Genomic DNA, 22,240 nt, shown 5'->3' on the forward strand with positions numbered 1-22,240 from the left:
CCCCGCGATGACGCGGGTAGAGATAAATCGGGGGATGTTAGTGGTACAAAGATCAGGAAAAGCGGGCACCAATCCAGCCACAAAGGCGACAACAGCGAAAGTGCGTATTCAAGATTCACAAAGTCAGGATGATGTTGCATCTCAGCTGACTGATACATGGCAGACAATATGTTCCGGCCTGCGCCGTGATCTGGGTGCACAAATTTTTGGTCAGTGGATAAAGCCAATTAAACTTGCTCGATTCGATTCGGACAGCGGTGAATTGCAGCTGGTCCTGCCTTCCGAATTTGCGGCCAATTGGGTACGCGAACGCTACGCAGAGCGATTGGCATTGGCTTGGAAGGCTCATTCTACCGAGGTAAAGAACATTAATTTTTCGGCCAAGGCCGGTACCGCGCGTATCGCAAAGGTCAAAAAAGACAAAGCCGTTGCCAATGAAGCAATTGCCCAGACTTCATCCGGAAAATTCCAGCTCGATCTTGATCCCCGGATGACCTTTGATGAGTTTATCGCAGGACATAGCAATGTTCTGGCGCTCAATGCATCACAGCGCATGGCGTCTCCCGAAAAACCACTATTCAGCCCATTATATCTGCAGTCTTCTACCGGTCAGGGAAAAACCCATTTGATGCATGCGATTGGCCATGCTTACCGGACCGAATTTCCGAGCGCACGGGTCATCTACATGTCTGCCGAGCGTTTCATGGTAGAATTTGTGTCAGCCATGCGGCGAAATGAGGCCATGGAATTCAAAGCCGCGCTGCGAGAAGCAGATCTTTTGATGATTGATGATATCCAGTTCATCGTCGGTAAGATTTCTACACAGGAAGAGTTTCTTCATACTGTCGATTCCCTGATCAGCCGGGGCAAGCGGGTGGTTGTCGCTGCAGATCGTCCGCCACAGGCATTGGACGGGGTAGACCAACGGCTATTGTCACGCCTGTCCATGGGGCTGGTCGCTGATATACAATCGGCCGGTCTCGAGTTGCGCCGCGACATTTTGCAGCATCGTCTTGCCAGCTTGCCGCATCAGGAAGTGTCCGAGGATGTCATAGAATTTCTCGCACGCACGATAAGTCGCAACCTGCGGGAGCTGGAAGGAGGCCTCAACAAACTGCTCGCTTACGCTCAACTGACCGGCAGACCTATCACCAAGGAATTGGCTGAGGAACAGTTGTCGGATATATTGAGCGCTTGTCGCCGCCGGATTACGATTGACGAAATCCAGCGCACAGTATGCGAATATTATCGCCTTGACCGCAACGAGATGTCATCCAAGCGCCGTGCTCGTGCGGTTGCCCGCCCTCGTCAGGTGGCCATGTATCTCGCCAAGGTAATGACCCCGCGAAGCTATCCCGAAATTGGCCGAAAATTCGGTGGACGCGATCACAGCACGGTTATCCATGCAGTGAAGCTGGTCGAACAATTGCGCGGTGAGGATACCGAGATGGACAATGATGTAAGGATGTTGCTCCGTCAGCTCGAAAGCTGACAGAACACAGAAACATCCTGTTCATTCAAAGAGTGGAAGCTGAAAAGTCGGTTAGTTCTTTTCCGGCGCTACCGAGATGCGAACACGTTCCCCGCTATTGCCTGGAAAGTCAGTGAACATCGCTTCGACCAGATTAGGTACCAGATAAGTCAGGTTCTTTGACCGCGACATTGCCTCTGCCTTGCCTTCAAACAGGCGCTCTCCATCGGCTGTCCGGTCGATCTTCATATCCAGTTCTGTGGTGTAAACAGTAAAACTGCGAACCCCGCCATAACCCGAAAACCCGTAGCCGCCGAACAGGAACGGGTCATGGAAGCCATAACGATAGCGATGACGACCATAGAAACCGCGATGGCCGTAAAAACCGCGGCGCCCATAAAAGCTGGTCGCAAAGAATGGATCATAATCGCCAACAACCTTTTCACGGCCTTTGTCGACATCATAGTCCATGCTGACAATCAACTGCGCCTGCGCGGGATCATCGGTCAATTGGTAACCAAGGTCTGCCATGCGCTGCTCGACAAGCGTTGCATATTGGGCAAACTCCAGTCCGCCGGCAAGTTCTGGATCAGAAGCAACCACCGCAAAACTTTGCCCCTGCGCCGGCGGCAGGGCTGCGAATCTCTGCACGTCGGCCCGAAAGGGAGAAGCACAGGCACCGAGTGCCAGAAACGCGAGCGGCATGAAAATTTTCAACTTCAAGCCCTTCGGACTTTTGAATTTGGACGCTGTCATGATCATTCCTTCAACTTACAACTAACCCGCCATCCTCGTAATGTAGTAACTTTAGCATGCTGAACCACCATTGAACGATAAAATAGTACCGTTCATCGACAGTTTATTCCCTCCAGGAGCCGGCTTTTCTGCCCGCGACATGCCAAAAATTCGCCAAATTCTCCGATATTCATGTTTAATAATAGCCACTTGATGCACAAACAAAATCACTGAGATCGTCATCGATATATGTTCCGCGTGATCCAGGGCAAAGGTTGGTCTAACCGGGATGAGACATAGCAAAGGCCAGAGCAGCATGTCGTTTTACACCAAGATACGAATCGACCGATATTATTTGGAGACAAGCCACCATAATGTTAGGTGGAGCGGGCGATAAGATTTCGCAGGGTTGTTCAGAAGAGTATTATAGCGACATGGGTCAAACGACAGATGATGATATTTGGGGCGGGCAGATATTATTGGTTTCTGACGATGCGCAGCTACAGGCCCTTTACACCCATGCCATAGAATTGCTTGGCGGGCGGTGTGCGCCGCTACCGATAGACGCTCCGGATGAAGAATTTGCCGAGCGACTTAATGTGGCTGCCATTGTTATTCAGATTACCGAATGGAGTGAAGCACAGGCCGAAGCCCTAGGGAGGGTTGAACGCTTCTGTGAGGCATCAAGTCTGCCGATGCTGATTCGCACAGATCTGGACTTGCTAGACTCGACCTTGGCTGCGGTCGAATATCCCCATGTGGAACACCTGTTAAGCGACAGCGTGGCAGAGCTATTTGTCTCCCTTGAACACAGAACCAAACGATCGATCAGCAGTCTTTTTGCCGACCGGGACGAAATAGATCTGGCGGATCTCAAGAAAATTTCAGCTGACGTAGAGCGTATTGCCAGGGCGCTGGTCAAATTATCCGGGCCGGATCAATCGGGCAGTGACAGGGATCTAATCGGCAACCCTTTTCACGAGCGGGATGACGATACAAAGCTGGCCGATCCTCCGGTCAGTTTCAAACCGATGCGACCATCAACCCCGCCAACTTCAGAGGCTGGCGGGGAAACCGATAATCAGGCTGTTAGCCTTTCTCGGCCAATATCAGCGGATGAAGTACGCGGCCTGATCAAAGCGAGACGGCTTAGGGATCAATATTTTGATGCAGAACTGTTTGCCGATCCAGCCTGGGATATGTTGCTGGACCTGATGGCAGCGCGGTTGGAAGGCACCAAGGTTGCGGTTTCCAGCCTGTGTATTGCCGCAAGCGTGCCGCCAACAACCGCCCTGCGCTGGATTAAGACAATGACCGAAGAAGAGATTTTCCTGCGCAAGGCCGACGAACAAGATGGCCGGCGGATATTTATTGAGCTTAGCGATGAAGCAACGGCCGGGATGGTCGGGTTTTTCGCGATGATTCGGCGCAGCGGATTGATGCTGATCTGATTCAGGCAAAAGAAAACCCGCCGGAAATCAGGCGGGTGATTCTTTTTTCGAAAATCTGTCCGGCCTTGGCCGAGACCGCTTATCCCAACGCAGCGACCCGTTTTGTCAGGCGGCTGAATTTCCGAGATGCCGTATTCTTGTGAAACACACCGCGTGCTACGCCACGCGCCAATTCCGGCTGAACTGCGGCAAGTGCGGTGGTCGCGGCGGCTTTATCGCCTGCTTCCAGGGCAGCTTCAACGGATTTGATCTTCGTACGAATCTGGCTCACGCGGTTCTTGTTAATGACCGTGCGGCGCTCGTTGCGACGGATACGTTTCTTTGCTTGCGGCGTATTAGCCATGAAATTTCCTCAAAACTGAAATGCTGGGTAGCCGCCGATTACATACGCAACCTCGGCTCAAGTCGGCGGTCATTAGCTTCCTAGATGATTCCCGTCAATAGCTTAGTCAAACAGCCGCAACAGCCCTTCAGCTCTGGCATTTTCGACAGTAAAAGGTGGATCGACCACTGTCGACCTTACGCAAGACAGAACCACCGCACGCGCAATCCTCTCCTTCACGGCCATATACAAGCCATTCCTTGGCAAAATAACCCAGTTCCCCGTCCGGTTGGACGAAATCTCGCAACGACGATCCGCCAGCGGCAATGGCCGATGCCAACACCTGTTTGATCGCCACGACCAGCTTGTCATAGCGGAGCTTCGAGATTCCGCCCCCCATCCGGCTTGGCAAAATCCCTGCCATATGCAGCGCCTCGCACACATAAATATTGCCCAGTCCGGCAACATTGCGTTGATCGAGCAATAGTTGTTTGATTGGTGCTTTGCGGTCCCTGGTGACCCCTTTGAGATAGGCGCCGGTAAAATCATCCCCCAAAGGTTCCGGTCCCATCGCCGCAAACGGTCCATATTGGCCCATATCCTCCAACCGAATCAGATCCAGCGAGCCAAAGCGGCGTGGATCATTGAGCACCAGCCGCCGGTCCTCTTCGGTTTCCAACACCAGATGATCGTGCTTTTCCAGCTCCGCCGGATCAATCCGCCACCGCCCCGACATGCCCAGATGAAAGATCATCACGTCCCCGCGATCCGTCTCAATCAAACCATATTTGGCGCGGCGCGCAAGTTGCGTCACTCTGGCTCCCGTCATCCGCTGGCGCAGATCGGTCGGGATGGGACGGCGCAAATCAGCCCGGCGTGGCTCGACCAGAGTAAGCCTTTTGCCTTCCAATACCGGCCGCAAACCGGCGACGGTTGTCTCAACTTCTGGTAATTCTGGCATCATGACTCTCAAAATATCGCAATATCGCTCTGTTCAGCAGCTACAGGGTGATTGCAGTGCTGCCAAGCGTCGTCTAATGCTTGTCATTGAAAATAGCGCCCGGACAGATTCCGGGGACTGATTCCAAAGATACGAGCAACCAGTATATGATCGAAACCAAGACAGTCTCCTTCGGCTATGAAGAGGTGGATGAAGACGAAAAGGTGGGCCGTGTCGGTCAAGTCTTCTCCAATGTTGCCAGCAAATATGATGTGATGAACGATGCCATGAGTGCTGGCACACATCGATTGTGGAAGGATCGCTTTGTTCGCCGCGTAAAGCCGCGTGAAGGCGAAGAGATACTGGATATGGCCGGAGGTACCGGCGATATCGCCTTTCGTATGGTCGATAGCGGCGCTAACATCACGGTGGCTGATATCAACCCCGATATGCTGTCAGAAGGGCTCGACCGCGCGATCAAAAAGGGCGAAGGCCGCCTGGTCTGGAGCGAACAGAATGCCGAGGAGCTCAATTTTCCCGATGCTCATTTTGACGCTTACACGATTGTCTTCGGTATCCGTAATGTGACCCATATCGAAAAGGCTCTGGCTGAAGCGCACCGCGTCTTGCGTTTTGGCGGGCGTTTCTATTGCATGGAATTTTCCAAGACGCTGTGGCCCGGATTTGACAAGGTTTATGATTTTTACTCGCATCGTGTCCTGCCCAAAATCGGCAAGGCCGTGGCAAATGATGAAGACAGCTATCGCTATCTTGCCGAGTCCATCGACCGGTTCCCGCCGATGGAGAAATTTCGCGGCATGATCAAAGATGCCGGTTTCGCCCAGACCAAGGTGGAGCCGATGATGGGCGGCCTGGTTGCCATCCACAGCGGCTGGAAAGTCTGAGCACCCATCTGACATGACATCATCCCGCACCCATATCTTTCGGCTGCTCAAATGGGGTCGTACCCTCGCCAAACATGGCGCGCTGCGCGACATTGAGAAGCACAAAGCAACACCGCCGCAGGTCCGGCGCCTGTGCCGTTTCGCGCGCTTGGGCACAATCCAGCCCAAGACACCAAATTATTCCGCTGCTTTGCAGGCCATTGGTCCTGCAGCGATCAAGCTTGGCCAGACATTGGCAACACGGCCGGATATTATCGGCGAAGAAGCGGCCCGGGACCTGTTACAGTTGCAGGATAATCTGCCGCCCGTTGCTTTTGACAAGATCAAGGATGAAATTGAAGCGAGCCTCGGCAAGCCGATCAACGCGCTCTACGGTGATATTGATCCCGAGCCGGTGGGCGCAGCCTCTATCGCACAGGTCCATCGCGCGACCACGATCGAAGGCAAAGAAGTTGCGGTTAAGGTGCTGCGACCCGGCATTATAAAGAAATTCACCGCCGATATTGAAACCTATGAATGGGCGGCGGCTCATCTTGAAGCAATGGGCGGAGAAGCAAAACGGCTGCGTCCACAGCTGGTCATCGCCAATTTCCGGCGCTGGACAATGCGCGAGCTGGATCTCCGCCGCGAAGCCGCATCGGCATCAGAGCTTGATGAGCATATGGCCAATGTCGAACAGTTTGAAATACCGGCCATTGACTGGGACCGGACGTCGGGCCGGGTTCTGACGCTCGATTGGGTCGATGGCATCAAGATCTCTCGGCGTGACGATCTGATCGCCGCCGGTCATGATTTGAACGATTTAGCCAACCGGCTGGTCCACACCTTCCTGAAACAGGCGATTGAGGCCGGTTATTTCCACGCTGATATGCATCAGGGAAATTTGTTCGTGAAAGCCGATGGTACTATTGTAGCCATCGATTTCGGCATCATGGGCCGCATCAATCGCAAAGCACGCTTCTGGCTGGCAGAGATTTTGTATGGATTGACCACAGGTAATTATAAGCGTGTGGCCGAAATCCATTTTGAAGCACAATATGTGCCCGATCATCACAATATGGAGGATTTTGCCACCGCGCTTCGCGCTGTGGGCGAACCGATGCGCGGCAAACCGGTGAGTGAGCTTTCTGTCGGCGACATGCTCGACGGCCTGTTCGCAATCACCCGCGATTTCGACATGGAGACGCAGCCGCACCTCCTCTTACTTCAGAAAACCATGGTTATGGTCGAAGGCATAGCGACCGACCTTAATCCCGGGATCAATATGTGGGATGCCAGTGGACCTTATGTGAAAAACTGGATCCGCGGTGAACTGGGGCCAGAGGCCGCGATTGCCGACCGGATTAATTCGGACGTGGATACGCTGATGATGCTACCCGACATTGTCCGGCGACTGGATCAACAACTGCCCCGCCAAGGCGGCGCCCCGCCTCCACCGCCCGTGGCGGAAGTGGAATTGTTCTGGGAGCGCCGCAAGCCAGGCAGTGGCGGCGGATTTTGGCGTTATGCCTTGACCGCTGTTATCGCCGCATCAGCGGGTGCAGGCGCGCTGTGGATGTGGGGACAAAGCTGGCTATGACAAAACCCAAACATATCCTGCTGATCATAGGCGGCGGCATCGCCGCCTATAAGGCCAGCGAGTTGATCCGGCTGATCCGTAAGGCGGGTATGACCGTGCGTTGTGTTCTGACCGAGTCGGGCGCGCAATTTGTTACGCCGATGACCTTGGCTGCACTTTCCGAAAATGAAGTGCACACAACGCTTTGGTCGTTGAAGGACGAGACGGAGATGGGTCACATCCAATTGTCCCGCGAAGCCGATTTGGTCGTAGTCTGTCCGGCGACCGCCAATCTGATGGCAAAGATGGCAGGCGGCGTTGCGGATGACCTGGCGACAACTTTATTGCTGGCAACCGATACGCAGGTGCTGGCCGTACCGGCAATGAACGTACGCATGTGGGACCATCCGGCGACCCAGCGCAACATTGAACAACTCCGCGCCGACGGCATTATTGTGATGCCACCGGATGAAGGCGATATGGCTTGCGGTGAATTCGGTCCGGGCCGATTGCCCGAACCGCCAGCCGTGATGGAAGAAATCAAACGAAATCTTGGCGGTGATGATAACCCATCTGCCCTCATCGGTGAGAATGAACTTGGTCGCAATCCGCTGGAAGGACAGCCTGCTTTTGCGCCTGATCAGCATCGACCGCTCCACGGCAAACATGTGCTTGTAACCGCAGGCCCGACACGTGAACCTATTGATCCGGTGCGCTATATTGCCAACAGGTCATCCGGTCGTCAGGGTTTTGCCATTGCCGCAGCCGCAGCCGCAGCCGGCGCGCAGGTGACATTGGTGGCGGGTCCGGTCCACCTGCCAACCCCTGCGGGCGTAATGCGGGTCGATGTGGAAACTGCGTTGGAAATGGAAGCCGCCGTGCATGATGCTTTGCCCTCCGATGTTGCGATTATGGTAGCCGCTGTCGCCGACTGGCGGTCAGATGCGCGCGCGGATCAGAAAATCAAGAAGCAAAAGGGCGATGACCCAGCACCGCTCGCACTGGTTGAGAACCCGGATATATTGGCGGGCCTGGCACAGCATGACAAGCGTCCTGGTTTGCTGATAGGTTTTGCTGCCGAAACCGAGAAAATCGAAGAGCATGCGCGTGCGAAGCTCACCAAAAAAGGCTGCGACTGGATCGTCGCCAATGATGTATCCGGCGACGTTATGGGCGGCGCAGAAAACAGCGTTCATATTGTCACCGAAAATGGCACCGAAATCTGGGAACGCCTTCCCAAGCCAGAAGTCGCCCGACGGCTGGTGAACAAGATCATTGAAGAAATTTGAGGTACGAATGTTTGAACCGATCGAGATAGCCGTGAAACGATTGGATGGGGCGGGCGATCTGCCTTTACCCGGTTATGAAACCAGCGGCTCTGCTGGCATGGATGTGCGTGCAGCCGAAGCAACCACTATCGCACCAGGAAAACGCGGACTGGTCGGCACAGGATTCGCTTTTGCCATACCGACAGGTTATGAAGTGCAGGTGCGTCCCCGCTCGGGGCTGGCATTGAAAAAGGGAATATCAGTCCTCAATACGCCGGGAACGATCGACAGCGACTATCGCGGAGAAATCAAGGTAATCTTGGCCAATCTGGGCGAAGAAGATTTTGTCATCGAACGAGGCGACCGGATCGCGCAGATCGTCGTAGCGCCTGTACAACGCGGGAACCTGATAGAAGTCGATAATCTGGATGAAACTGCACGGGGTTCTGGCGGTTTTGGTTCTACCGGTGTATGAATTTGTGTTGAAACGCTTTTGGAAAGGAATAACCGATGATTGACCTTCTTCTTGCCATGGCTCTCGCCAGTACCACGGCACAGAATGCTGATACTATTGCTGCCATGCCAGAGGATTATTCTGTACTGGAAACGGCACAATTCAGAAAACCAATTTATTATGCACAGCGCCATGAAATGGCGGCTGAACGGGCTGCCAAAAAAGCCAAATGCAAGTTACCAACAGCAGAGCAATGGGTATATGCTCGAATAGAGGCGGCGATATTGGTCGCACCCAATGGCGAACTCGTCAAAATTGTGCCCGTCGAAAGCGGATGCCGGGAATTGGAAGTGTACATGGTTAATCATCTTTCCAAATATGGAAAGAAGGCAGGACCAATCTCGACGAGTGGCGAAACTACCTGGTATAAAACGGCGATGCATTTTCGCTGGCCTGAATGAGCGGTCTAACAGACGAGCAGCTTGACCGATATGCGCGCCATATCGTCTTGCGGGACGTCGGTGGTGTTGGTCAGAAGAAGATACTGGACGCGCACATATTAATCGTCGGCGCAGGTGGTATTGGCTGCCCTGCGATACAGTATCTCGCGGCTGCAGGCGTCGGCGCGTTGACGATCGTTGATGATGATGTGGTGTCCTTGTCCAACCTTCAGCGGCAGGTTTTGTTTTCGTCAGAGGACATTGGATTGCCGAAGGTCGATGTTGCCGAAAGTGCCGCGCAACGGATAAATCCGGAAGTATTAATAAACACAGTTAATCAACGACTTACCGCGCAGCATTTTTCCGATGATGCTGCAGCATTTTTTGGCCAGTTTGATGCCATATTGGACGGATCCGACAATTATCAGACGCGGCTTTTGGTGTCGGACTATTCCATCGCCCATCAGGTCCCGCTGGTATCAGCCGCGATCGGGCAGTTTCAGGGGCAGCTTGGCGTTTTTCGCGGATGGGAAGCAGACAAGCCCTGTTACCGATGCTTCGTCGGCGATGCGCTAGACCCGGATGATTGCGACAATTGTTCGGAAGTTGGCGTATTGGGGGCGATGGTAGGCCTGATGGGCAGCTTTGCCGCCATGGAAGCAATACGGGTGGTTACCGGCTTTGGCGATGACCCGGCTGGCAAGCTGCAATTGTTTGACGGACTTAAGCCTTCGATGCGCAGCATCAATCTGCCCAAGGATCCGGAATGTAAAAGCTGCGGAACGACGCCCGAGAGCTAGCAACTGGGCAACCAATTGCCTTTCTTCCGATATTGCGCAATGATTGCGGGTAACAGGGGAGAAAATCATGACATTACCAGTAACTGCCTTAACCGCCGCCATTTGCGCTTTGCTGATGATATATCTGATGTTCAGGGTTATCGGTCAGAGACTGCGTACCGAAACCGGATTTGGCGCAGGCAGCGACCCGAAAATGGACATGGTCCGCGGCTGTCATTCCAATTTGATGGAGAATGCACCCATCGCGATATTGTTGCTGGCTTTGCTCGAAATGACCAATGCCCATCATTGGACCCTTACCGGACTGGCTGCACTTTTTCTGATTGCGCGTGTGATCCACATCTATGGCATGTATCAACATTTCGCGGACAAAACCGTTCGGTTTCGCCAGCTTGGTGTTATGGGCTCGACACTGTCCATTCTCGCAATGGCGCTTTGGGTGATCTATCTTTTCGTGACGGTCAATCTGCTGAACTAAAAGCTCGCCCCATCCACTTCGCGGACTGGCAGGTGCTGCCAGTCGGTCGGCTCGAATATGCGCATATTCACTGCCATCCGGTCAGGCGGCGCCGTGCGCGGCGTCCAATGGGTGTGTGTACCGCAACGCTTGCAGTTCCAAAGCGTGATCATCTTGTCCCCTTGCACATAGCTATTTAAAATCTCTGGCTGTGCATCAATGGTCACCACTTCTGGATTCCAGAAACCACCCCGCCAGCCGCTTTTCCGGCACAGCGAACAATTGCACTGGATGGTCTCTTTTGGCGGTGACGGGACCGTGATCTGCACCGCGCCGCAATGACACTGGCCTTTCATTTCAACCCCTTATTTCATCCATCGTTCAACACATCCTCAACCCATGTGGGTACCAGTTCCCCAGCCTTGCCCATACGGCTTTCATCAAAGTAGAGGCTGCCATCGGACGGATCCAGATTCATTTCCAGCGTCTGCGCACCATAATGAGCCGCCGATCGTACAAATCCCGCCGCCGGATAAACGGCTCCGGAGGTTCCGATGGAAACAAACAGGTCGCATTGTGCCAGAGCCAGTTCAATCCGCTCCATCTGATAAGGCATTTCGCCAAACCAGACGATATCGGGCCTGAGAGCGATCTGGCCACAATTGGGGCAAGCAGGACCGCTCGACAGACTTTCGGTCACGGCAGAACGCTCCCCGCAAGCCAGACATAGTCCGCTCAAAAGCTCGCCATGCATATGAACCAGCCTCTGCGACCCGGCCCGGTCATGTAGATCATCGACATTTTGTGTCACCACCAAAAGGTCACCGCCCCAGTTTGCATCCAGCTTGGCCAGCGCCTTATGGGCGGCATTGGGATGCACGGTCTGCAATTTACTGCGCCGCTCGTCGTAAAATTTCTGGACCAGCGCTGGATCCCGCTGAAACGCCTCCGGCGTTGCGACATCTTCGACCCGGTGTCCTTCCCAAAGGCCATCGGGTCCGCGAAAGGTTGCGACGCCGCTTTCGGCGCTAATCCCTGCCCCGGTCAGAATGACAATATTGTTTATTTCGCGCATAACGCTATGCCAGCAGCTTCTGCAAAATAATGCAAGCCTAGGGTGGGAAGTTATGACATCAATCGGGATTATCGGCAGTCAGGGCCGGATGGGCCATGCCCTTGTGAATGCCATTGGCGAGCAGGAAGAGCTTAGTCACGCCGGCGGCGTAGATCAGGATGACGATTTTGCCGCACTGCTTGCGCAGAGCGATGTGCTGGTCGATTTCTCGGTGCCCGATGGCCTGAGCAATCGTCTTGACCTGTGCGCAGCGGTCGGCAAACCCATGCTGGTTGGTACCACCGGTCTTGAACCCGCGCACCACCTGTCGATTGATGCAGCTGCGAAGACTGTTCCCGTGCTGCAGACCGGTAATACCTCACTGGGCGTCAATATGCTGGCGGCCCTGGTGAAAGAGGCTGCGGCACGCCTGGGCGATGACTGGGACATTGAAATTGTTGAAATGCATCACCGGCATAAAGTCGATGCGCCATCCGGCACCGCGATCCTGCTCGGTGAAGCAGCTGCCAAGGGGCGCGGGATTGATCTGAACGATCATAGCGAGCGCGGGCGGGACGGGCAGACCGGCGCCCGGGCCAAAGGGGCTATCGGTTTTGCATCGCTGCGCGGTGGATCGGTCGCCGGCGACCATCAGGTGATTTTGGCAACCGATGAAGAACGCATCGAACTGGGCCATCGCGCCGAAAACCGGATGATCTTCGCACGCGGCGCGGTAAAGGCGGCGCTATGGCTGACGCAGCAGCAACCAGGCCGCTATGACATGACCGATATGCTCGGTCTCGACTGACGGAGTTGGCAGCATTGAATATCGGGAGGGAGACATAATGACAGCATTTAATCCGGAGGCGGCAACCCGCACCTATATTGATGGCCTCGGCGCAGACGCGCTGGCCAAGGCCGCCGACTATACCATCGGCAATCACTGGTTGCTGCTTTGGGGCCTGCTGGTTTCCGCGCTGGTCACCTGGATCATCGTCCGTTCCGGCCTGCTCGACCGGCTGGCTGGTAAGTTATCGGCGCGCGGCTTTGTTGTCCGTACCTGGATCATCTGCGCCGTCTTTTTCCTGATCTCGACAATATTAACGCTACCCTGGACGCTTTATACCGATCATTTCCGGCAACATGCCTACGATCTGTCGAGCCAGCCACTTGGCGATTTTCTTATGCAGGGTGGTATCTCGCTCATCATGTCCGCTATTTTTGGCGGCCTGTTCTTCCTTGGTATCTATGCCCTGATCGGCAAGACCGGTCGGCGCTGGTGGGTCTGGTCCGGCGGCCTGGCGGCAGCAACCATACTCGCCTTGCTGCTACTGGGACCGGTCCTGATAGAGCCTTTGTTCAACGAATATAAACCACTACCCGATGGCGAAGTGAAAACCGCGCTGGTAGCCATGGCGGAAGAGGCTGGCATTTCGGAGGATCGCATTTTTGTTTATGATGGTTCCCGTCAGTCTGAAAATTTCACCGCCAATGTCGCCGGCATCGGTGGCGCGGCGCGCATTGCCATTTCTGACGTAGCCTTGACCTCGGCATCCTTGGACGAAGTGAAAGCCGTGACCGGTCATGAAATCGGCCATTATGTGCTCGGCCATATCTGGCGCTATGTCATCATCTTTCCACTACTCGCCATCGCGCTCTTCTTCCTCGCCGACCGGCTTTATCTGCGCTTCGCAAGGCTGTTCGGCAGCGATGCGGAAATTGGCGACCCGCGCGGCTTACCCGTTTTGATTTTCATTGTTTCGCTCTTTTCTCTGCTGACCCAGCCGATCACCAATGCGCTTACCCGCATCGGTGAACGCGAGGCGGACGCCTATTCGCTGGAACATGCCGAGCTTCCCGACGCACTGGCCAGCGCGCTCTTGAAAACTGCTGAATATCGCTATGCCCGACCGCATCCGGTGCAGGAAATGATCTTCTACACCCATCCATCGGTCGAGAAACGCGTGCTTAACGCGATGGAATGGAAAGCGGCGAACATGGCCCCCACTAAATCAGCGGCGGAAACGCAAAGCGCACCATGAAGAAAGACGATATTTTTGAATTTTACTCACGGCTGGCGGCGGATAACCCGTCGCCGGAGACAGAGCTGAACTACGGTAACGTCTATCAACTGGTGGTCGCGGTGGCCCTGTCGGCGCAATCAACCGATATTGGCGTGAACAAGGCGACGCGGCTATTGTTTGAACAGGTCAAGACGCCAGGGCAAATGGTCGATCTCGGTCTGGACGGCCTGAAAGAGCATATCAAGACGATCGGGCTTTATAATACCAAAGCGAAAAACGTCATCGCGCTGTCTGAGTTGCTGATCGCCGACTATGGCGGAGAGGTACCAGCGGATCGTGATGAGTTGACCAAGTTGCCCGGCGTGGGGCGCAAGACCGCCAATGTCGTCATGAACTGCGCCTTTGGTGCCGAGACGTTTGCTGTCGATACTCATATTTTCCGGGTCGGCAATCGCACCGGACTGGCGCCGGGCAAAACCGTATTGGCCGTCGAGAAAAAGCTTGAAAAGCAAACCCCGAGTCCATTCCGCGTCCATGCCCATCATTGGCTGATCCTGCACGGCCGCTATATCTGCAAGGCGCGCAAACCAGAATGCTGGCGCTGTCCGGTTATCGACCTGTGCCGCTTCAAAAAGAAAACGCCCGCTCCCTGATCGAAACGTCCTGACCCGCCAATAGCGCAGATCACCGTTCAGCTTTCAGAAATCCTGAGAGGCGTATTTTTTTCGAGATGGGTCAATTTTGAATATTAGGAGAAATCTAATGAAACTATTAGTTCCGGCCCTGATCGGTGCCGCCCTAACCGTCGCTGGAGCCGCTTATGCAGGTGAGAAGCGGTCGAAAGACGATAAATATATCATTGAGAAAGTCGGCGAACCCAAAACCTGCATCACCCGATCTCAGATCCGCTCCACCGATGTAATTGATGACCGGACGATCGATTTCAAAATGCGCAATGGTGATATTTATCGCAATAATCTACCGAACAAATGCAGCGGACTGCGTTTTGAGGAGGCCTTTTCCTATCGCACGTCCACCAACCGGCTGTGCAACGTCGATATCATCCGCGTGCTGGACAGCACCGCCGGACGGATAGAGACCCGCGGTGCCTGTGGTTTGGGGAAATTTCAGGAAATCACCAAAACCAAGCGCGAAAAGGCGGAAAAGAACGAAAGCTGAAATAGCGTTGTTTCTGCAAAATTAGTGATTGGCAAAGCGGCCTGCCCGCTGCTAAGCGCTCTGTCGGTATCTGATACCCGGCACCCGTAGCTCAGCTGGATAGAGCGCTGCCCTCCGAAGGCAGAGGTCAGAGGTTCGAATCCTCTCGGGTGCGCCAGTTTTTCAATGACTTAACGGACTTGCCAATACCTCGTATTGCGTCTGGGCAGGACCTGGGTAGGACGTATCAAACAACGATAGACATTAAGTGACTTGGAAACGGCTCTTGGAATCGAACCGCATCGTCGCCAGACAAACCATGCACCAGAATCTTCCGGCTAGAGCATGACGGGCATGGCCTCTGGATGAATCGACTTCACAATTGAATTGGGTTCACAGGTTAAGGGCAAATTTGCGCCCCAGTTTCGGACGTTCTTTTGGATTCTGCTTTATCCCGAAAGCGGACGCTGGATCTGTTTTATTCCATTCGAGCGATCATGGTTTTGAATGAATCGGCAATCTGATCAAACTTTGTCTCTTTCCAACATGTCGATCAAACTACTCACCATCGCCGTTTATAGTAGCGAAATGAAAAACCTACTCTAACCGTTTTCAGCTAAATCAAGTCAATCCTCAGTTGCTAACGAACCACTTTATTCGATATGGGAATTGACCGTTGGTAGAAACAATGCTGGTCCATTCTTGGCCATCATCTGCCAACTTTATGGAAGCCGGCTCGCCTCTTTTGGATGGCCTTTGCCCCCGGATGATCGGAATCTGCGCAAATACCTCGCCGCCAAAAATCGTCAGAAAAGTGGCATCGACAAAATGTTCAACCCTGCCGCCCGCCCAATGGACACGGACAGATTTTCCTGAGCGGATTGCCGTGAGCAGTTTTTCTTTGGTTCCGCCAGTCGCATTGCCGTCCCTGTCTTGCGAATATACCAGATGCCAAGCGGTTTGAAGCTGACCTTCGTCCTTAACTTCCGTTGCAGCAGCTTGTGATTGCGTCAAAGCCAGCATCACTAGTGTTGATGCCAAAAAAGACTGTTTGATCATGATTTCTTTTCCCATTTAATTTCCAGATAAACTCAATTTCACGAACAATTTTGCTCCGTTTAGATCGGCGGTTAGCGGCTTGGAAAAACCTCAAATCGGGGTGAACAACTGTCGATATAATTGTCATATTATTCGTGGTCACATAGAGCCGCGAGCCGAGTTCAATCGATGGGACAAGTGCAATCCAGCTTGTCCGGATTGCTGCCTGCAAGCTAGAAATTTTCTAGCCATGGACGCAACTCGATCTCCCAGGTCCAGGCGCTTCGATCCTGCGCGGCGATCTGAAAATAAGATTCTGCAATGGCGTGAGGATCAAGGCAGATTATCGAATCATCATAGGGTTCGCCGCGATCTGGTTGGTGTATCAGCCCGTCGATGACAAAATGCACGACATGGATATTCTGTGGCGCAAGCTCGCGTGCGAGGCTCTGGCACAGACCCCGCAGCGCAAACTTCCCCATGGCAAAAGCAGAAGAATTTGCATAACCCTTGATAGCTGCCGAGGCCCCGGTGAACAGCATAGTTCCGGCTCCAGTTTTTTGCATCCGGCGGGCACTTTGTCTGGCTGCAAGGAAAGCACCAATTGCATTCACATCAACTGATTGCTGAATTTCCTCCGGGTCGAGCTCTGTCACGGGCCCGCTGATATACGCGCCGGCATTGTAGATCATTTCCGAGAGTGAAAGGTCCGCTTTATCGATCTGTTCAAACAAGTTGGCGACGTCTTGTTGCTTGGTTGCATCGCACCTGATGGTCAAAGCGTCGATCTCTTCGGCCAGATTACTCAGGTCCGTAGTGTCCCGGGCAGCGAGAACGACCTTGTTGCCACTTCGGGAAAATCGCCTTGCAAGTGCAGCGCTAAGTCCGGACCCCGCCCCGATAATAAGAGTTGCTTGACGCATTGGTTGGATCTGCCTTCTTGCTGATGGTTGGAATATTGTTGTGGTTGGTCAGTGTGACGAATATTTTCATGCGACAATTCACCTTCTCGAAGAAGAAGCCAGTCGGTCGCGAAGGAGATATTGTGGATCGTCTGAACTGCTAAGGAGACGGTTCGTGAGCAGAGTCCGAAACCGCGTCGATGACGTAGGTTCTAGCTACAAAAAGCCAAGGGATTGCGATCGCATCTATCAATGCACCGGCGGCGTTTGCGTGCAAGAGTGCCTGTCCAGCGGCATCAAGTTCTCCACGCGACATCAAAGGATAGCCAACAGCAGCAATCCACAGAATTTTGTAACCAAACTGCAAAAGCAGTATCGGCAGCATCTTCACTGGAAACCGTAATCCGATAATGGCGATCAGCGAGAGTGCGCCCCAAAAAGCAAATGCGACGCCCTCGGTCGGCTCGAAATTTCCCCAGTGCTCGATAAGCGTGCCCCAGGCCGTGAAGGCAAACAAAACTCCGGTAAGAAAAAACGGTACCCGCATTACCCACCGACGCCAAGTCGAAACTTCGAATTCAATGCCAGAATTGGCCATAGAAAAACCCCAAAAATCGGCGCGTGAAAGCGCTATGGTTGAAAAAAAACAAACACCCACCAATTTCTTAAGGTGTTGCCGATTTTTACTATAACCAGAAGACCAGCGCCATTACTCGTCGTAACAATATGATTGACCGTCCGTATCGCCCTCGCTCCGTTAACAATGGGGCGACGGTTGCAGCTGGCGTGGTCGCGGGACTCTTCGATTTTTGCAGTAAGCTGGGCGTCAGTCCGGACATACTTGCCGATGTGTCAGATATCGATATTGCGAATCTCGCAAACCCTGACGCACGTGTCTCGCTGGGCGCTTACATGCAAGCCATGCGTTTTGCGATCACGGCAACAGGACGCCCCGAACTTCCTCTTGCTTTCGGCGAAGCCGCCGGCATGTCGGAATTATCTATCGTCGGACTGCTCATGGAGGCTTCCGAAACTGTTGGTGATGCTTATGTTCAAATGCGCCGCTATGGTCGCTTGGCGATCGAAGCAACGGGTTCTAGCGCGGATCCTCGCTTTGAACTGATCAGAAAGGGCAATCGGTTGTTCCTAGCCGATGAACAACCCGTGGTTCAGGAGTATCCGGAACTGACGGAAAGTGCCTTTGCGTGGCTGGCATGCGGGCCACGCCGCTACATGAAACGATCGCCAGTCATTTCGGCTAGCGTGACATGGCCTAAACCGGAACACTGGCAAGCATATGAGAAGATACTGCGCTGCCCGGTACATTTTGAAAGCGAATGGAACGCGATCGAAATGGCGCCGGAATCATTGTCCTGGCCGGTCAGGCAAAACCCAAAATATGTATTTGGAATCCTGACCGACAGGGCCGACCATCTCATCAAAGAATTGGGCGATGTCAGGCGGACCAGTTCCGAGCTCCAGAATCTACTTGCCGCCATTTTGCATGAAGGCAGTATTACTGCTGAAAGCGCAGCCCGGCATATGGGTATGAGTAGGCAAACATTGTTCCGGCGGTTAGATAATGAAGGAACGGATTTTACCACGGTCCTGCGCGAACTTCGCGAAGAATTGGCCAAAACCTATTTGAACGGTTCAAAGGCGTCGCTCAACGAAGTCGCCTATCTTGTCGGTTTTTCTGATGCCTCCTCTTTCACCCGAGCGTTCAAACGATGGACAGGGATTGCGCCCGGCGAGTTTCGGCAACAAGCTTTGCGCAAAGCTGTATCACACTGGAAGACTGATCGACGCTAACCGGCCAAGGCCACTAGAAACCTTGCCGGACAGAAAAAGTGAACCGGCTAATATCGCCTTGAAACTCTGATTCGATTTCTCGTTGGCCGTAGAGGAATTCTGCGCCGATGGAGAGTTTAGGTGTCAGCCTCCTGGTCAAAGCAACAAAAACGCTTTGCGAACCGGCTGTAGCAGTCGGCGCTGTCAATTTCTTGTCATTGTCGATCCTGATAAAGGAATAACCGCCGGATATGCTGGTGCTTCCAAGGACCCATCGATAAGCGATGTTGCCGCTTAGCACCGGGATGGGTACAATATCCGTGGATGCTGCATTGAGAACGGCCGCTGGTGCAATTCCCAGACCGACATATCGTCCGATTCCCTCTCCACCCTGTAATGAAAATCGGATGTCATCGTCGCCAATGTAAAAGCGACCAGCCAGACTGACACCCCAACCGAATGCCTTGGCTTTAACTCCGGCCTTACGATAACTAAGCTGCCGGAACAGCGCTGACAAAGCGACATCATAGCTCTTGCCTCGAAAATTGTAACGCAAAACAGCATCAGGTAGGGCTCCATCACCGGTCAAGCCAACCCCTTCAATATTCGTATTCGGGTTTTCCAGCGCCAGCTGTAAATTGCCGGTCGTGTATCTGATTACTGGTTGACGTACGAACACCTGACTTTCTGCAGGTGCAAAAAAAGACGCGGATTCAGGCATGGCCTGCAGCGTCTGAAAGGTCGTCCAGTCCTGACCGATGCGCCACCCGTCCAAGTCTACATAAGCGCGTCGAAGCCGGGGATTGTATGAGTTTGATATCCGCTCATTTCCGCCGGGCGAAAGCAGGAAGTCAAGTTCAATACGCGTGGAAATGGCGCGCTCTCCAATCGGCGTGACAGTCGCTAGGTTGATCCGGCTGGTCTTGGCCGAAAAGTCGGTATATGTAACCCCTGAAGACTGTCTGTCCGGACTAACTGGCGTCAACTGCGGCAGATACAGATCTCTGCCAATGCTGCCGGAAGGCACATCTCCGTCACTATAGCTGGAAACGTGGACATCGAGGTCTACGAACCCGCCAATTTCCACCTTGGTTTCACCGATCTCGATCTCCCGCCAGGCTGAATCATCGACAATAGCATCGTTTTTCCCGTTTTCTGAGACCGGCTCAGCTTTTTCGTCTCGCTCAGCCAACTCTCTTTTGACGGATCTCAGCTCATTTTCCAATAGCTTGATCCGGGTTTCCAGGTCTGAATCCGGAGCTGCCTGTGCTGCGGACGTCATCGGAAAACTGGCAAGACATGACACGGCGACCGAAACACCTTGAACAAACATCCCGGCTCGTCTGCCCGGTTTTCCTGACTGCAACAGTGGAAGTCTGTTATCATCGGATTTGCATAAGTTTTGATGGATAGCTTGCACATAAACCATCATTTTTGCTCGCTAGTTTCCAAAGGCATAGATGGATGATTCTGATCACTCATCTCGGTATAAGTCACAAAGCGAAATGGATCGAAATACTGATTAGCGCTTCGAAGTCTGTCCGCTGCCAAGTTGCGAAGATCTCGAACATCGCGGCTGTCCGGAAACCTGCGCAGTGCCGCAGATGCCATTTTCAGGGCAAGCTCATTGTCCCCGCCGTCCAGCATCCTTTCTATGCCATCTTCAATTTCGTTCGGCGAAAGATCGAGATAGACATCGAGCATCCGTCCATATTCAGTCAGCGTCAGATTATCGAGCCCGCGCGGGTCATCGCCGAGGCTGTTTTCTCTCCAAATACCGGTCATTTTGTCTCCGATGCGGGCAATCACATGATCGCGAGCAGCGAGATAGCCAAACAAGCCTTCCGGCTGGTTCTGGAGTCCAGGCGGTATCAGATTAAATCGGCGAATCTCCTCGGTTGAATAGCCATTGCTGAACAGCTTTTTCGCAGCTTCGATCAACCAAGCATAAGCGTCGCGATAGGATGTCAATTGCGGCATCGTTCCATAGATTTCGGTCAGCCCGTAGTGCCCGTGCAATATGTGTTCCGGCTGTCGCTCAATTATCACATCGAGCGTTTGAATGGCTTCTTCGATATGGCCTTCTTCCACCCACGGTTCGCCGTAGAAAGGCATGAAAGCATCTCCGGCAAAGGCCACGCCGAGCGCCGGCACGAAGACGAGCAGAGCATCTTCTGTTTCTCCACCCATGGCCGGAACAAGTTCAATCTGAGAGCCTCCGATCGAAACCGTCTGTATTTCGCTAACCACGACGTCTGGCGAATAATCTGTGATCCACGCACTCTTAAAACCAGCACCGCGAAACTGCTTATAGGCGTGTTTTCGATCCGCTCTCTCGACAGTTCCGCCAAAATTTTCTCGTCCGTAAAATGTAACGTCCTGATCCAGCGATCGGAAATAGCCATGCCCCCCAATATGGTCCCAGTGAGCATGCGTCACGAAGACTGTTGTCAATGGCGGCAGCCTGGGCCGATAACGCTTCAGATACTCCAGCCCTTCCTGTAAACTGGAAGGTTGCGTCCCGGCGTCGATTGAGATCAGGTGTTGGCCATCCTCAGAAACCATGAAATGAAGTTCCGAGAATCCAAAGCCACGAACTGCAAAAATCCGGCCGGGTACGATTTCTGCAATTTCGGGAGCGGGGGCGAACCGCAGTCCACGAACACTGTCACTTGCGAACCACCCCATGAACAAGGTTTCCGGAGCTTCGGCTTCGTATCCACTTCTGGCGAGATATTTGCTAGCTTGCCGCTGGTTGCCTTTGTTTTTTTCCAGGATTGCGAGATGGCGATAAACCTCACGATAGAAACCGGGCGTGGGTTCCGTTTCGGGGTGATCCTCCAGCCATTTCAGATGCGCATAAGCTTCATCGCGCATGCCGAAAATTCTAGGTACTTGCGTATAAATGATCCCTGCAGCCCAATGTACAAGCGGATGCTTTCCGCCCGCAAGCGAATCAGCTCGCTCCAGAATTTCAAATGTATCGAGCACCCAGCCAATTCGCTGGAAAATGTTTACGTCATCGGCGTAGGTTGCCCGCAATAGTGCATAGGCACTCAGATAAACCGCTTCCGTTTCGGGCGACATTTTGTCCGAGTAAGACTCGAACTGCTGTTCAAAAAAAGCGATTCCTATCTTCTGTTGATTGGTAACAATATAGGCGTTTGCGAGGAGGAAAACCGGTCTTGGATCCACCACCGGACCGAACGACAGGACAGTTTCGTACAAGGCAATATTGGAGTGAAAGCTCCGATCGCCGGAAAAGTCTGCAAACTTCTCAAAGCCAGTCGCTGGCAAAAGGGATTCAATCTTCAGTGGAGGGGTTGTGACAGGTTTGGTTTCAGCCATTGATTGCGTCGAGAATCCAGCCAAAGGGATGAGAAGCATTCCGACACACAGCATCAACCGGAGGGAAACTTTGAAGTTAATCATCATATTGAATTCCTATATGTGTATCTACACTTAAATTGTT

General features: G+C 53.3%; 24 protein-coding genes and 1 tRNA gene. 15 read left to right on the forward strand and 10 right to left on the reverse strand.

The genetic code is table 11. From position 1 onward, the window contains the following. Positions 1-100 precede the first annotated feature (100 nt). A complete protein-coding gene (gene dnaA / locus AC6I9Z_RS00005) occupies positions 101-1,492 on the forward strand; it encodes a chromosomal replication initiator protein DnaA (RefSeq protein ID WP_461458175.1) in 1,392 nt (463 codons plus the stop codon). Positions 1,493-1,543: 51 nt separating this feature from the next. Here the strand turns inward: dnaA and AC6I9Z_RS00010 are convergent, their stop codons facing one another. Beyond that, positions 1,544-2,227, reverse strand: a complete 684-nt coding sequence (locus AC6I9Z_RS00010) for a DUF4136 domain-containing protein (RefSeq protein WP_461458173.1) — start codon at positions 2,225-2,227, stop codon at positions 1,544-1,546. Between the two features lie 413 nt (positions 2,228-2,640). Here AC6I9Z_RS00010 and AC6I9Z_RS00015 point away from each other — a divergent pair, with 413 nt between their 5' ends. Then, positions 2,641-3,657 carry a hypothetical protein gene (locus tag AC6I9Z_RS00015; protein WP_461458171.1) on the forward strand — a complete coding sequence of 339 codons (1,017 nt, stop codon included), beginning with the start codon at positions 2,641-2,643 and terminating at the stop codon, positions 3,655-3,657. A gap of 79 nt (positions 3,658-3,736) precedes the next feature. Here AC6I9Z_RS00015 and rpsT read toward each other — a convergent pair whose 3' ends face one another. After that, positions 3,737-4,000, reverse strand: coding sequence for a 30S ribosomal protein S20 (gene rpsT, locus AC6I9Z_RS00020; protein WP_108811207.1), 264 nt, complete (start codon positions 3,998-4,000; stop codon positions 3,737-3,739). Between the two features lie 127 nt (positions 4,001-4,127). Further along, positions 4,128-4,940 carry a bifunctional DNA-formamidopyrimidine glycosylase/DNA-(apurinic or apyrimidinic site) lyase gene (gene mutM, locus AC6I9Z_RS00025; RefSeq protein ID WP_461458169.1) on the reverse strand — a complete coding sequence of 271 codons (813 nt, stop codon included), beginning with the start codon at positions 4,938-4,940 and terminating at the stop codon, positions 4,128-4,130. Between the two features lie 146 nt (positions 4,941-5,086). Here mutM and AC6I9Z_RS00030 point away from each other — a divergent pair, with 146 nt between their 5' ends. The 7 genes from AC6I9Z_RS00030 to AC6I9Z_RS00060 all read left to right on the forward strand — a co-directional run bounded on the left by AC6I9Z_RS00030 (position 5,087) and on the right by AC6I9Z_RS00060 (position 10,822). After that, entirely contained in the window at positions 5,087-5,824 is a 738-nt protein-coding gene (locus AC6I9Z_RS00030) for a class I SAM-dependent methyltransferase (protein ID WP_461458167.1), read from the forward strand. A 13-nt stretch (positions 5,825-5,837) separates the two neighbouring features. Continuing rightward, the gene (gene ubiB / locus AC6I9Z_RS00035; RefSeq protein ID WP_461458165.1) at positions 5,838-7,403 is read left to right on the forward strand and encodes a 2-polyprenylphenol 6-hydroxylase; all 1,566 of its coding nucleotides are present in this window, start codon (positions 5,838-5,840) and stop codon (positions 7,401-7,403) included. Then, entirely contained in the window at positions 7,400-8,671 is a 1,272-nt protein-coding gene (locus AC6I9Z_RS00040; RefSeq protein WP_461458163.1) for a bifunctional phosphopantothenoylcysteine decarboxylase/phosphopantothenate synthase, read from the forward strand. Before ubiB ends, AC6I9Z_RS00040 begins: the two co-directional genes overlap by 4 nt. A 7-nt stretch (positions 8,672-8,678) precedes the next feature. Next, positions 8,679-9,125 (forward strand): dUTP diphosphatase, encoded by a 447-nt coding sequence (dut, locus tag AC6I9Z_RS00045; protein WP_461458161.1) that lies wholly within the window; start codon positions 8,679-8,681, stop codon positions 9,123-9,125. Between the two features lie 35 nt (positions 9,126-9,160). Beyond that, on the forward strand, positions 9,161-9,565 hold the full coding sequence (locus AC6I9Z_RS00050; RefSeq protein ID WP_461458159.1) for a hypothetical protein: 405 nt from the start codon (positions 9,161-9,163) through the stop codon (positions 9,563-9,565). After that, positions 9,562-10,344: a HesA/MoeB/ThiF family protein gene (locus AC6I9Z_RS00055; RefSeq protein WP_461458157.1), complete on the forward strand. Its 783-nt coding sequence runs from the start codon at positions 9,562-9,564 to the stop codon at positions 10,342-10,344. Before AC6I9Z_RS00050 ends, AC6I9Z_RS00055 begins: the two co-directional genes overlap by 4 nt. A gap of 67 nt (positions 10,345-10,411) precedes the next feature. After that, positions 10,412-10,822 carry an MAPEG family protein gene (locus AC6I9Z_RS00060; protein WP_109354126.1) on the forward strand — a complete coding sequence of 137 codons (411 nt, stop codon included), beginning with the start codon at positions 10,412-10,414 and terminating at the stop codon, positions 10,820-10,822. Here AC6I9Z_RS00060 and AC6I9Z_RS00065 read toward each other — a convergent pair. Both AC6I9Z_RS00065 and AC6I9Z_RS00070 read right to left on the reverse strand, forming a co-directional pair. Beyond that, positions 10,819-11,157 carry a GFA family protein gene (locus AC6I9Z_RS00065; protein WP_461458155.1) on the reverse strand — a complete coding sequence of 113 codons (339 nt, stop codon included), beginning with the start codon at positions 11,155-11,157 and terminating at the stop codon, positions 10,819-10,821. The genes AC6I9Z_RS00060 and AC6I9Z_RS00065 overlap by 4 nt on opposite strands. 14 nt (positions 11,158-11,171) lie before the next feature. Beyond that, positions 11,172-11,876, reverse strand: a complete 705-nt coding sequence (locus AC6I9Z_RS00070; protein ID WP_461458153.1) for an NAD-dependent deacylase — start codon at positions 11,874-11,876, stop codon at positions 11,172-11,174. 52 nt (positions 11,877-11,928) lie between these two features. Here AC6I9Z_RS00070 and dapB point away from each other — a divergent pair, with 52 nt between their 5' ends. The 5 genes from dapB (at position 11,929) to AC6I9Z_RS00095 (ending at position 15,215) form a co-directional block, all read left to right on the forward strand. After that, positions 11,929-12,663 carry a 4-hydroxy-tetrahydrodipicolinate reductase gene (gene dapB, locus AC6I9Z_RS00075; protein ID WP_461458151.1) on the forward strand — a complete coding sequence of 245 codons (735 nt, stop codon included), beginning with the start codon at positions 11,929-11,931 and terminating at the stop codon, positions 12,661-12,663. A gap of 37 nt (positions 12,664-12,700) precedes the next feature. After that, positions 12,701-13,897 carry a M48 family metallopeptidase gene (locus tag AC6I9Z_RS00080; RefSeq protein ID WP_461458149.1) on the forward strand — a complete coding sequence of 399 codons (1,197 nt, stop codon included), beginning with the start codon at positions 12,701-12,703 and terminating at the stop codon, positions 13,895-13,897. Next, a complete protein-coding gene (nth, locus tag AC6I9Z_RS00085) occupies positions 13,894-14,532 on the forward strand; it encodes an endonuclease III (protein ID WP_109354132.1) in 639 nt (212 codons plus the stop codon). The genes AC6I9Z_RS00080 and nth overlap by 4 nt, the downstream gene beginning before the upstream one ends. 109 nt (positions 14,533-14,641) lie before the next feature. Continuing rightward, positions 14,642-15,058 carry a hypothetical protein gene (locus AC6I9Z_RS00090; RefSeq protein WP_461458146.1) on the forward strand — a complete coding sequence of 139 codons (417 nt, stop codon included), beginning with the start codon at positions 14,642-14,644 and terminating at the stop codon, positions 15,056-15,058. Positions 15,059-15,138: 80 nt separating this feature from the next. Further along, positions 15,139-15,215: transfer RNA gene (locus AC6I9Z_RS00095), tRNA-Arg, on the forward strand. 455 nt (positions 15,216-15,670) lie between these two features. On the opposite strand, the gene AC6I9Z_RS00100 is transcribed toward AC6I9Z_RS00095, so the two are convergent. From AC6I9Z_RS00100 to AC6I9Z_RS00110, 3 genes are all read right to left on the reverse strand, one after another. Beyond that, complete coding sequence (locus tag AC6I9Z_RS00100; protein WP_461458144.1) at positions 15,671-16,096, reverse strand: hypothetical protein; 426 nt, start codon at positions 16,094-16,096, stop codon at positions 15,671-15,673. A gap of 212 nt (positions 16,097-16,308) precedes the next feature. Continuing rightward, positions 16,309-16,998 carry an SDR family NAD(P)-dependent oxidoreductase gene (locus AC6I9Z_RS00105; RefSeq protein WP_461458142.1) on the reverse strand — a complete coding sequence of 230 codons (690 nt, stop codon included), beginning with the start codon at positions 16,996-16,998 and terminating at the stop codon, positions 16,309-16,311. A gap of 139 nt (positions 16,999-17,137) precedes the next feature. Then, the gene (locus AC6I9Z_RS00110; RefSeq protein ID WP_461458140.1) at positions 17,138-17,575 is read right to left on the reverse strand and encodes a hypothetical protein; all 438 of its coding nucleotides are present in this window, start codon (positions 17,573-17,575) and stop codon (positions 17,138-17,140) included. Positions 17,576-17,703: 128 nt separating this feature from the next. Between AC6I9Z_RS00110 and AC6I9Z_RS00115 the strand changes: the two genes are divergently transcribed. Continuing rightward, the gene (locus AC6I9Z_RS00115; protein WP_461458138.1) at positions 17,704-18,789 is read left to right on the forward strand and encodes an AraC family transcriptional regulator; all 1,086 of its coding nucleotides are present in this window, start codon (positions 17,704-17,706) and stop codon (positions 18,787-18,789) included. Positions 18,790-18,802: 13 nt separating this feature from the next. On the opposite strand, the gene AC6I9Z_RS00120 is transcribed toward AC6I9Z_RS00115, so the two are convergent. Next, entirely contained in the window at positions 18,803-20,101 is a 1,299-nt protein-coding gene (locus AC6I9Z_RS00120) for a DcaP family trimeric outer membrane transporter (protein ID WP_461458136.1), read from the reverse strand. A gap of 95 nt (positions 20,102-20,196) precedes the next feature. Beyond that, positions 20,197-22,116 (reverse strand): MBL fold metallo-hydrolase, encoded by a 1,920-nt coding sequence (locus AC6I9Z_RS00125; protein ID WP_497811086.1) that lies wholly within the window; start codon positions 22,114-22,116, stop codon positions 20,197-20,199. Positions 22,117-22,240: the final 124 nt, after the last annotated feature.

The sequence above is a fragment of the Parasphingorhabdus sp. genome (assembly GCF_059726685.1).

Excerpts from the sequence above, each read along its gene's own strand:
- AC6I9Z_RS00080 (WP_461458149.1), top strand. The coding sequence starts at position 12,701 with ATGACAGCATTTAATCCGGAGGCGGCAACCCGCACCTATATTGATGGC.
- AC6I9Z_RS00060 (WP_109354126.1), top strand. The coding sequence starts at position 10,412 with ATGACATTACCAGTAACTGCCTTAACCGCCGCCATTTGCGCTTTGCTG.
- ubiB (WP_461458165.1), top strand. The coding sequence starts at position 5,838 with ATGACATCATCCCGCACCCATATCTTTCGGCTGCTCAAATGGGGTCGT.
- mutM (WP_461458169.1), bottom strand. The coding sequence starts at position 4,940 with ATGCCAGAATTACCAGAAGTTGAGACAACCGTCGCCGGTTTGCGGCCG.
- AC6I9Z_RS00030 (WP_461458167.1), top strand. The coding sequence starts at position 5,087 with ATGATCGAAACCAAGACAGTCTCCTTCGGCTATGAAGAGGTGGATGAA.
- AC6I9Z_RS00100 (WP_461458144.1), bottom strand. The coding sequence starts at position 16,096 with ATGATCAAACAGTCTTTTTTGGCATCAACACTAGTGATGCTGGCTTTG.
- AC6I9Z_RS00070 (WP_461458153.1), bottom strand. The coding sequence starts at position 11,876 with ATGCGCGAAATAAACAATATTGTCATTCTGACCGGGGCAGGGATTAGC.
- AC6I9Z_RS00015 (WP_461458171.1), top strand. The coding sequence starts at position 2,641 with ATGGGTCAAACGACAGATGATGATATTTGGGGCGGGCAGATATTATTG.
- AC6I9Z_RS00115 (WP_461458138.1), top strand. The coding sequence starts at position 17,704 with ATGATTGACCGTCCGTATCGCCCTCGCTCCGTTAACAATGGGGCGACG.
- dut (WP_461458161.1), top strand. The coding sequence starts at position 8,679 with ATGTTTGAACCGATCGAGATAGCCGTGAAACGATTGGATGGGGCGGGC.
- AC6I9Z_RS00110 (WP_461458140.1), bottom strand. The coding sequence starts at position 17,575 with ATGGCCAATTCTGGCATTGAATTCGAAGTTTCGACTTGGCGTCGGTGG.
- AC6I9Z_RS00055 (WP_461458157.1), top strand. The coding sequence starts at position 9,562 with ATGAGCGGTCTAACAGACGAGCAGCTTGACCGATATGCGCGCCATATC.
- nth (WP_109354132.1), top strand. The coding sequence starts at position 13,894 with ATGAAGAAAGACGATATTTTTGAATTTTACTCACGGCTGGCGGCGGAT.
- AC6I9Z_RS00125 (WP_497811086.1), bottom strand. The coding sequence starts at position 22,116 with ATGGCTGAAACCAAACCTGTCACAACCCCTCCACTGAAGATTGAATCC.
- AC6I9Z_RS00040 (WP_461458163.1), top strand. The coding sequence starts at position 7,400 with ATGACAAAACCCAAACATATCCTGCTGATCATAGGCGGCGGCATCGCC.
- AC6I9Z_RS00120 (WP_461458136.1), bottom strand. The coding sequence starts at position 20,101 with ATGTTTGTTCAAGGTGTTTCGGTCGCCGTGTCATGTCTTGCCAGTTTT.
- AC6I9Z_RS00010 (WP_461458173.1), bottom strand. The coding sequence starts at position 2,227 with ATGACAGCGTCCAAATTCAAAAGTCCGAAGGGCTTGAAGTTGAAAATT.
- AC6I9Z_RS00105 (WP_461458142.1), bottom strand. The coding sequence starts at position 16,998 with ATGCGTCAAGCAACTCTTATTATCGGGGCGGGGTCCGGACTTAGCGCT.
- rpsT (WP_108811207.1), bottom strand. The coding sequence starts at position 4,000 with ATGGCTAATACGCCGCAAGCAAAGAAACGTATCCGTCGCAACGAGCGC.
- AC6I9Z_RS00050 (WP_461458159.1), top strand. The coding sequence starts at position 9,161 with ATGATTGACCTTCTTCTTGCCATGGCTCTCGCCAGTACCACGGCACAG.
- AC6I9Z_RS00065 (WP_461458155.1), bottom strand. The coding sequence starts at position 11,157 with ATGAAAGGCCAGTGTCATTGCGGCGCGGTGCAGATCACGGTCCCGTCA.
- AC6I9Z_RS00090 (WP_461458146.1), top strand. The coding sequence starts at position 14,642 with ATGAAACTATTAGTTCCGGCCCTGATCGGTGCCGCCCTAACCGTCGCT.
- dapB (WP_461458151.1), top strand. The coding sequence starts at position 11,929 with ATGACATCAATCGGGATTATCGGCAGTCAGGGCCGGATGGGCCATGCC.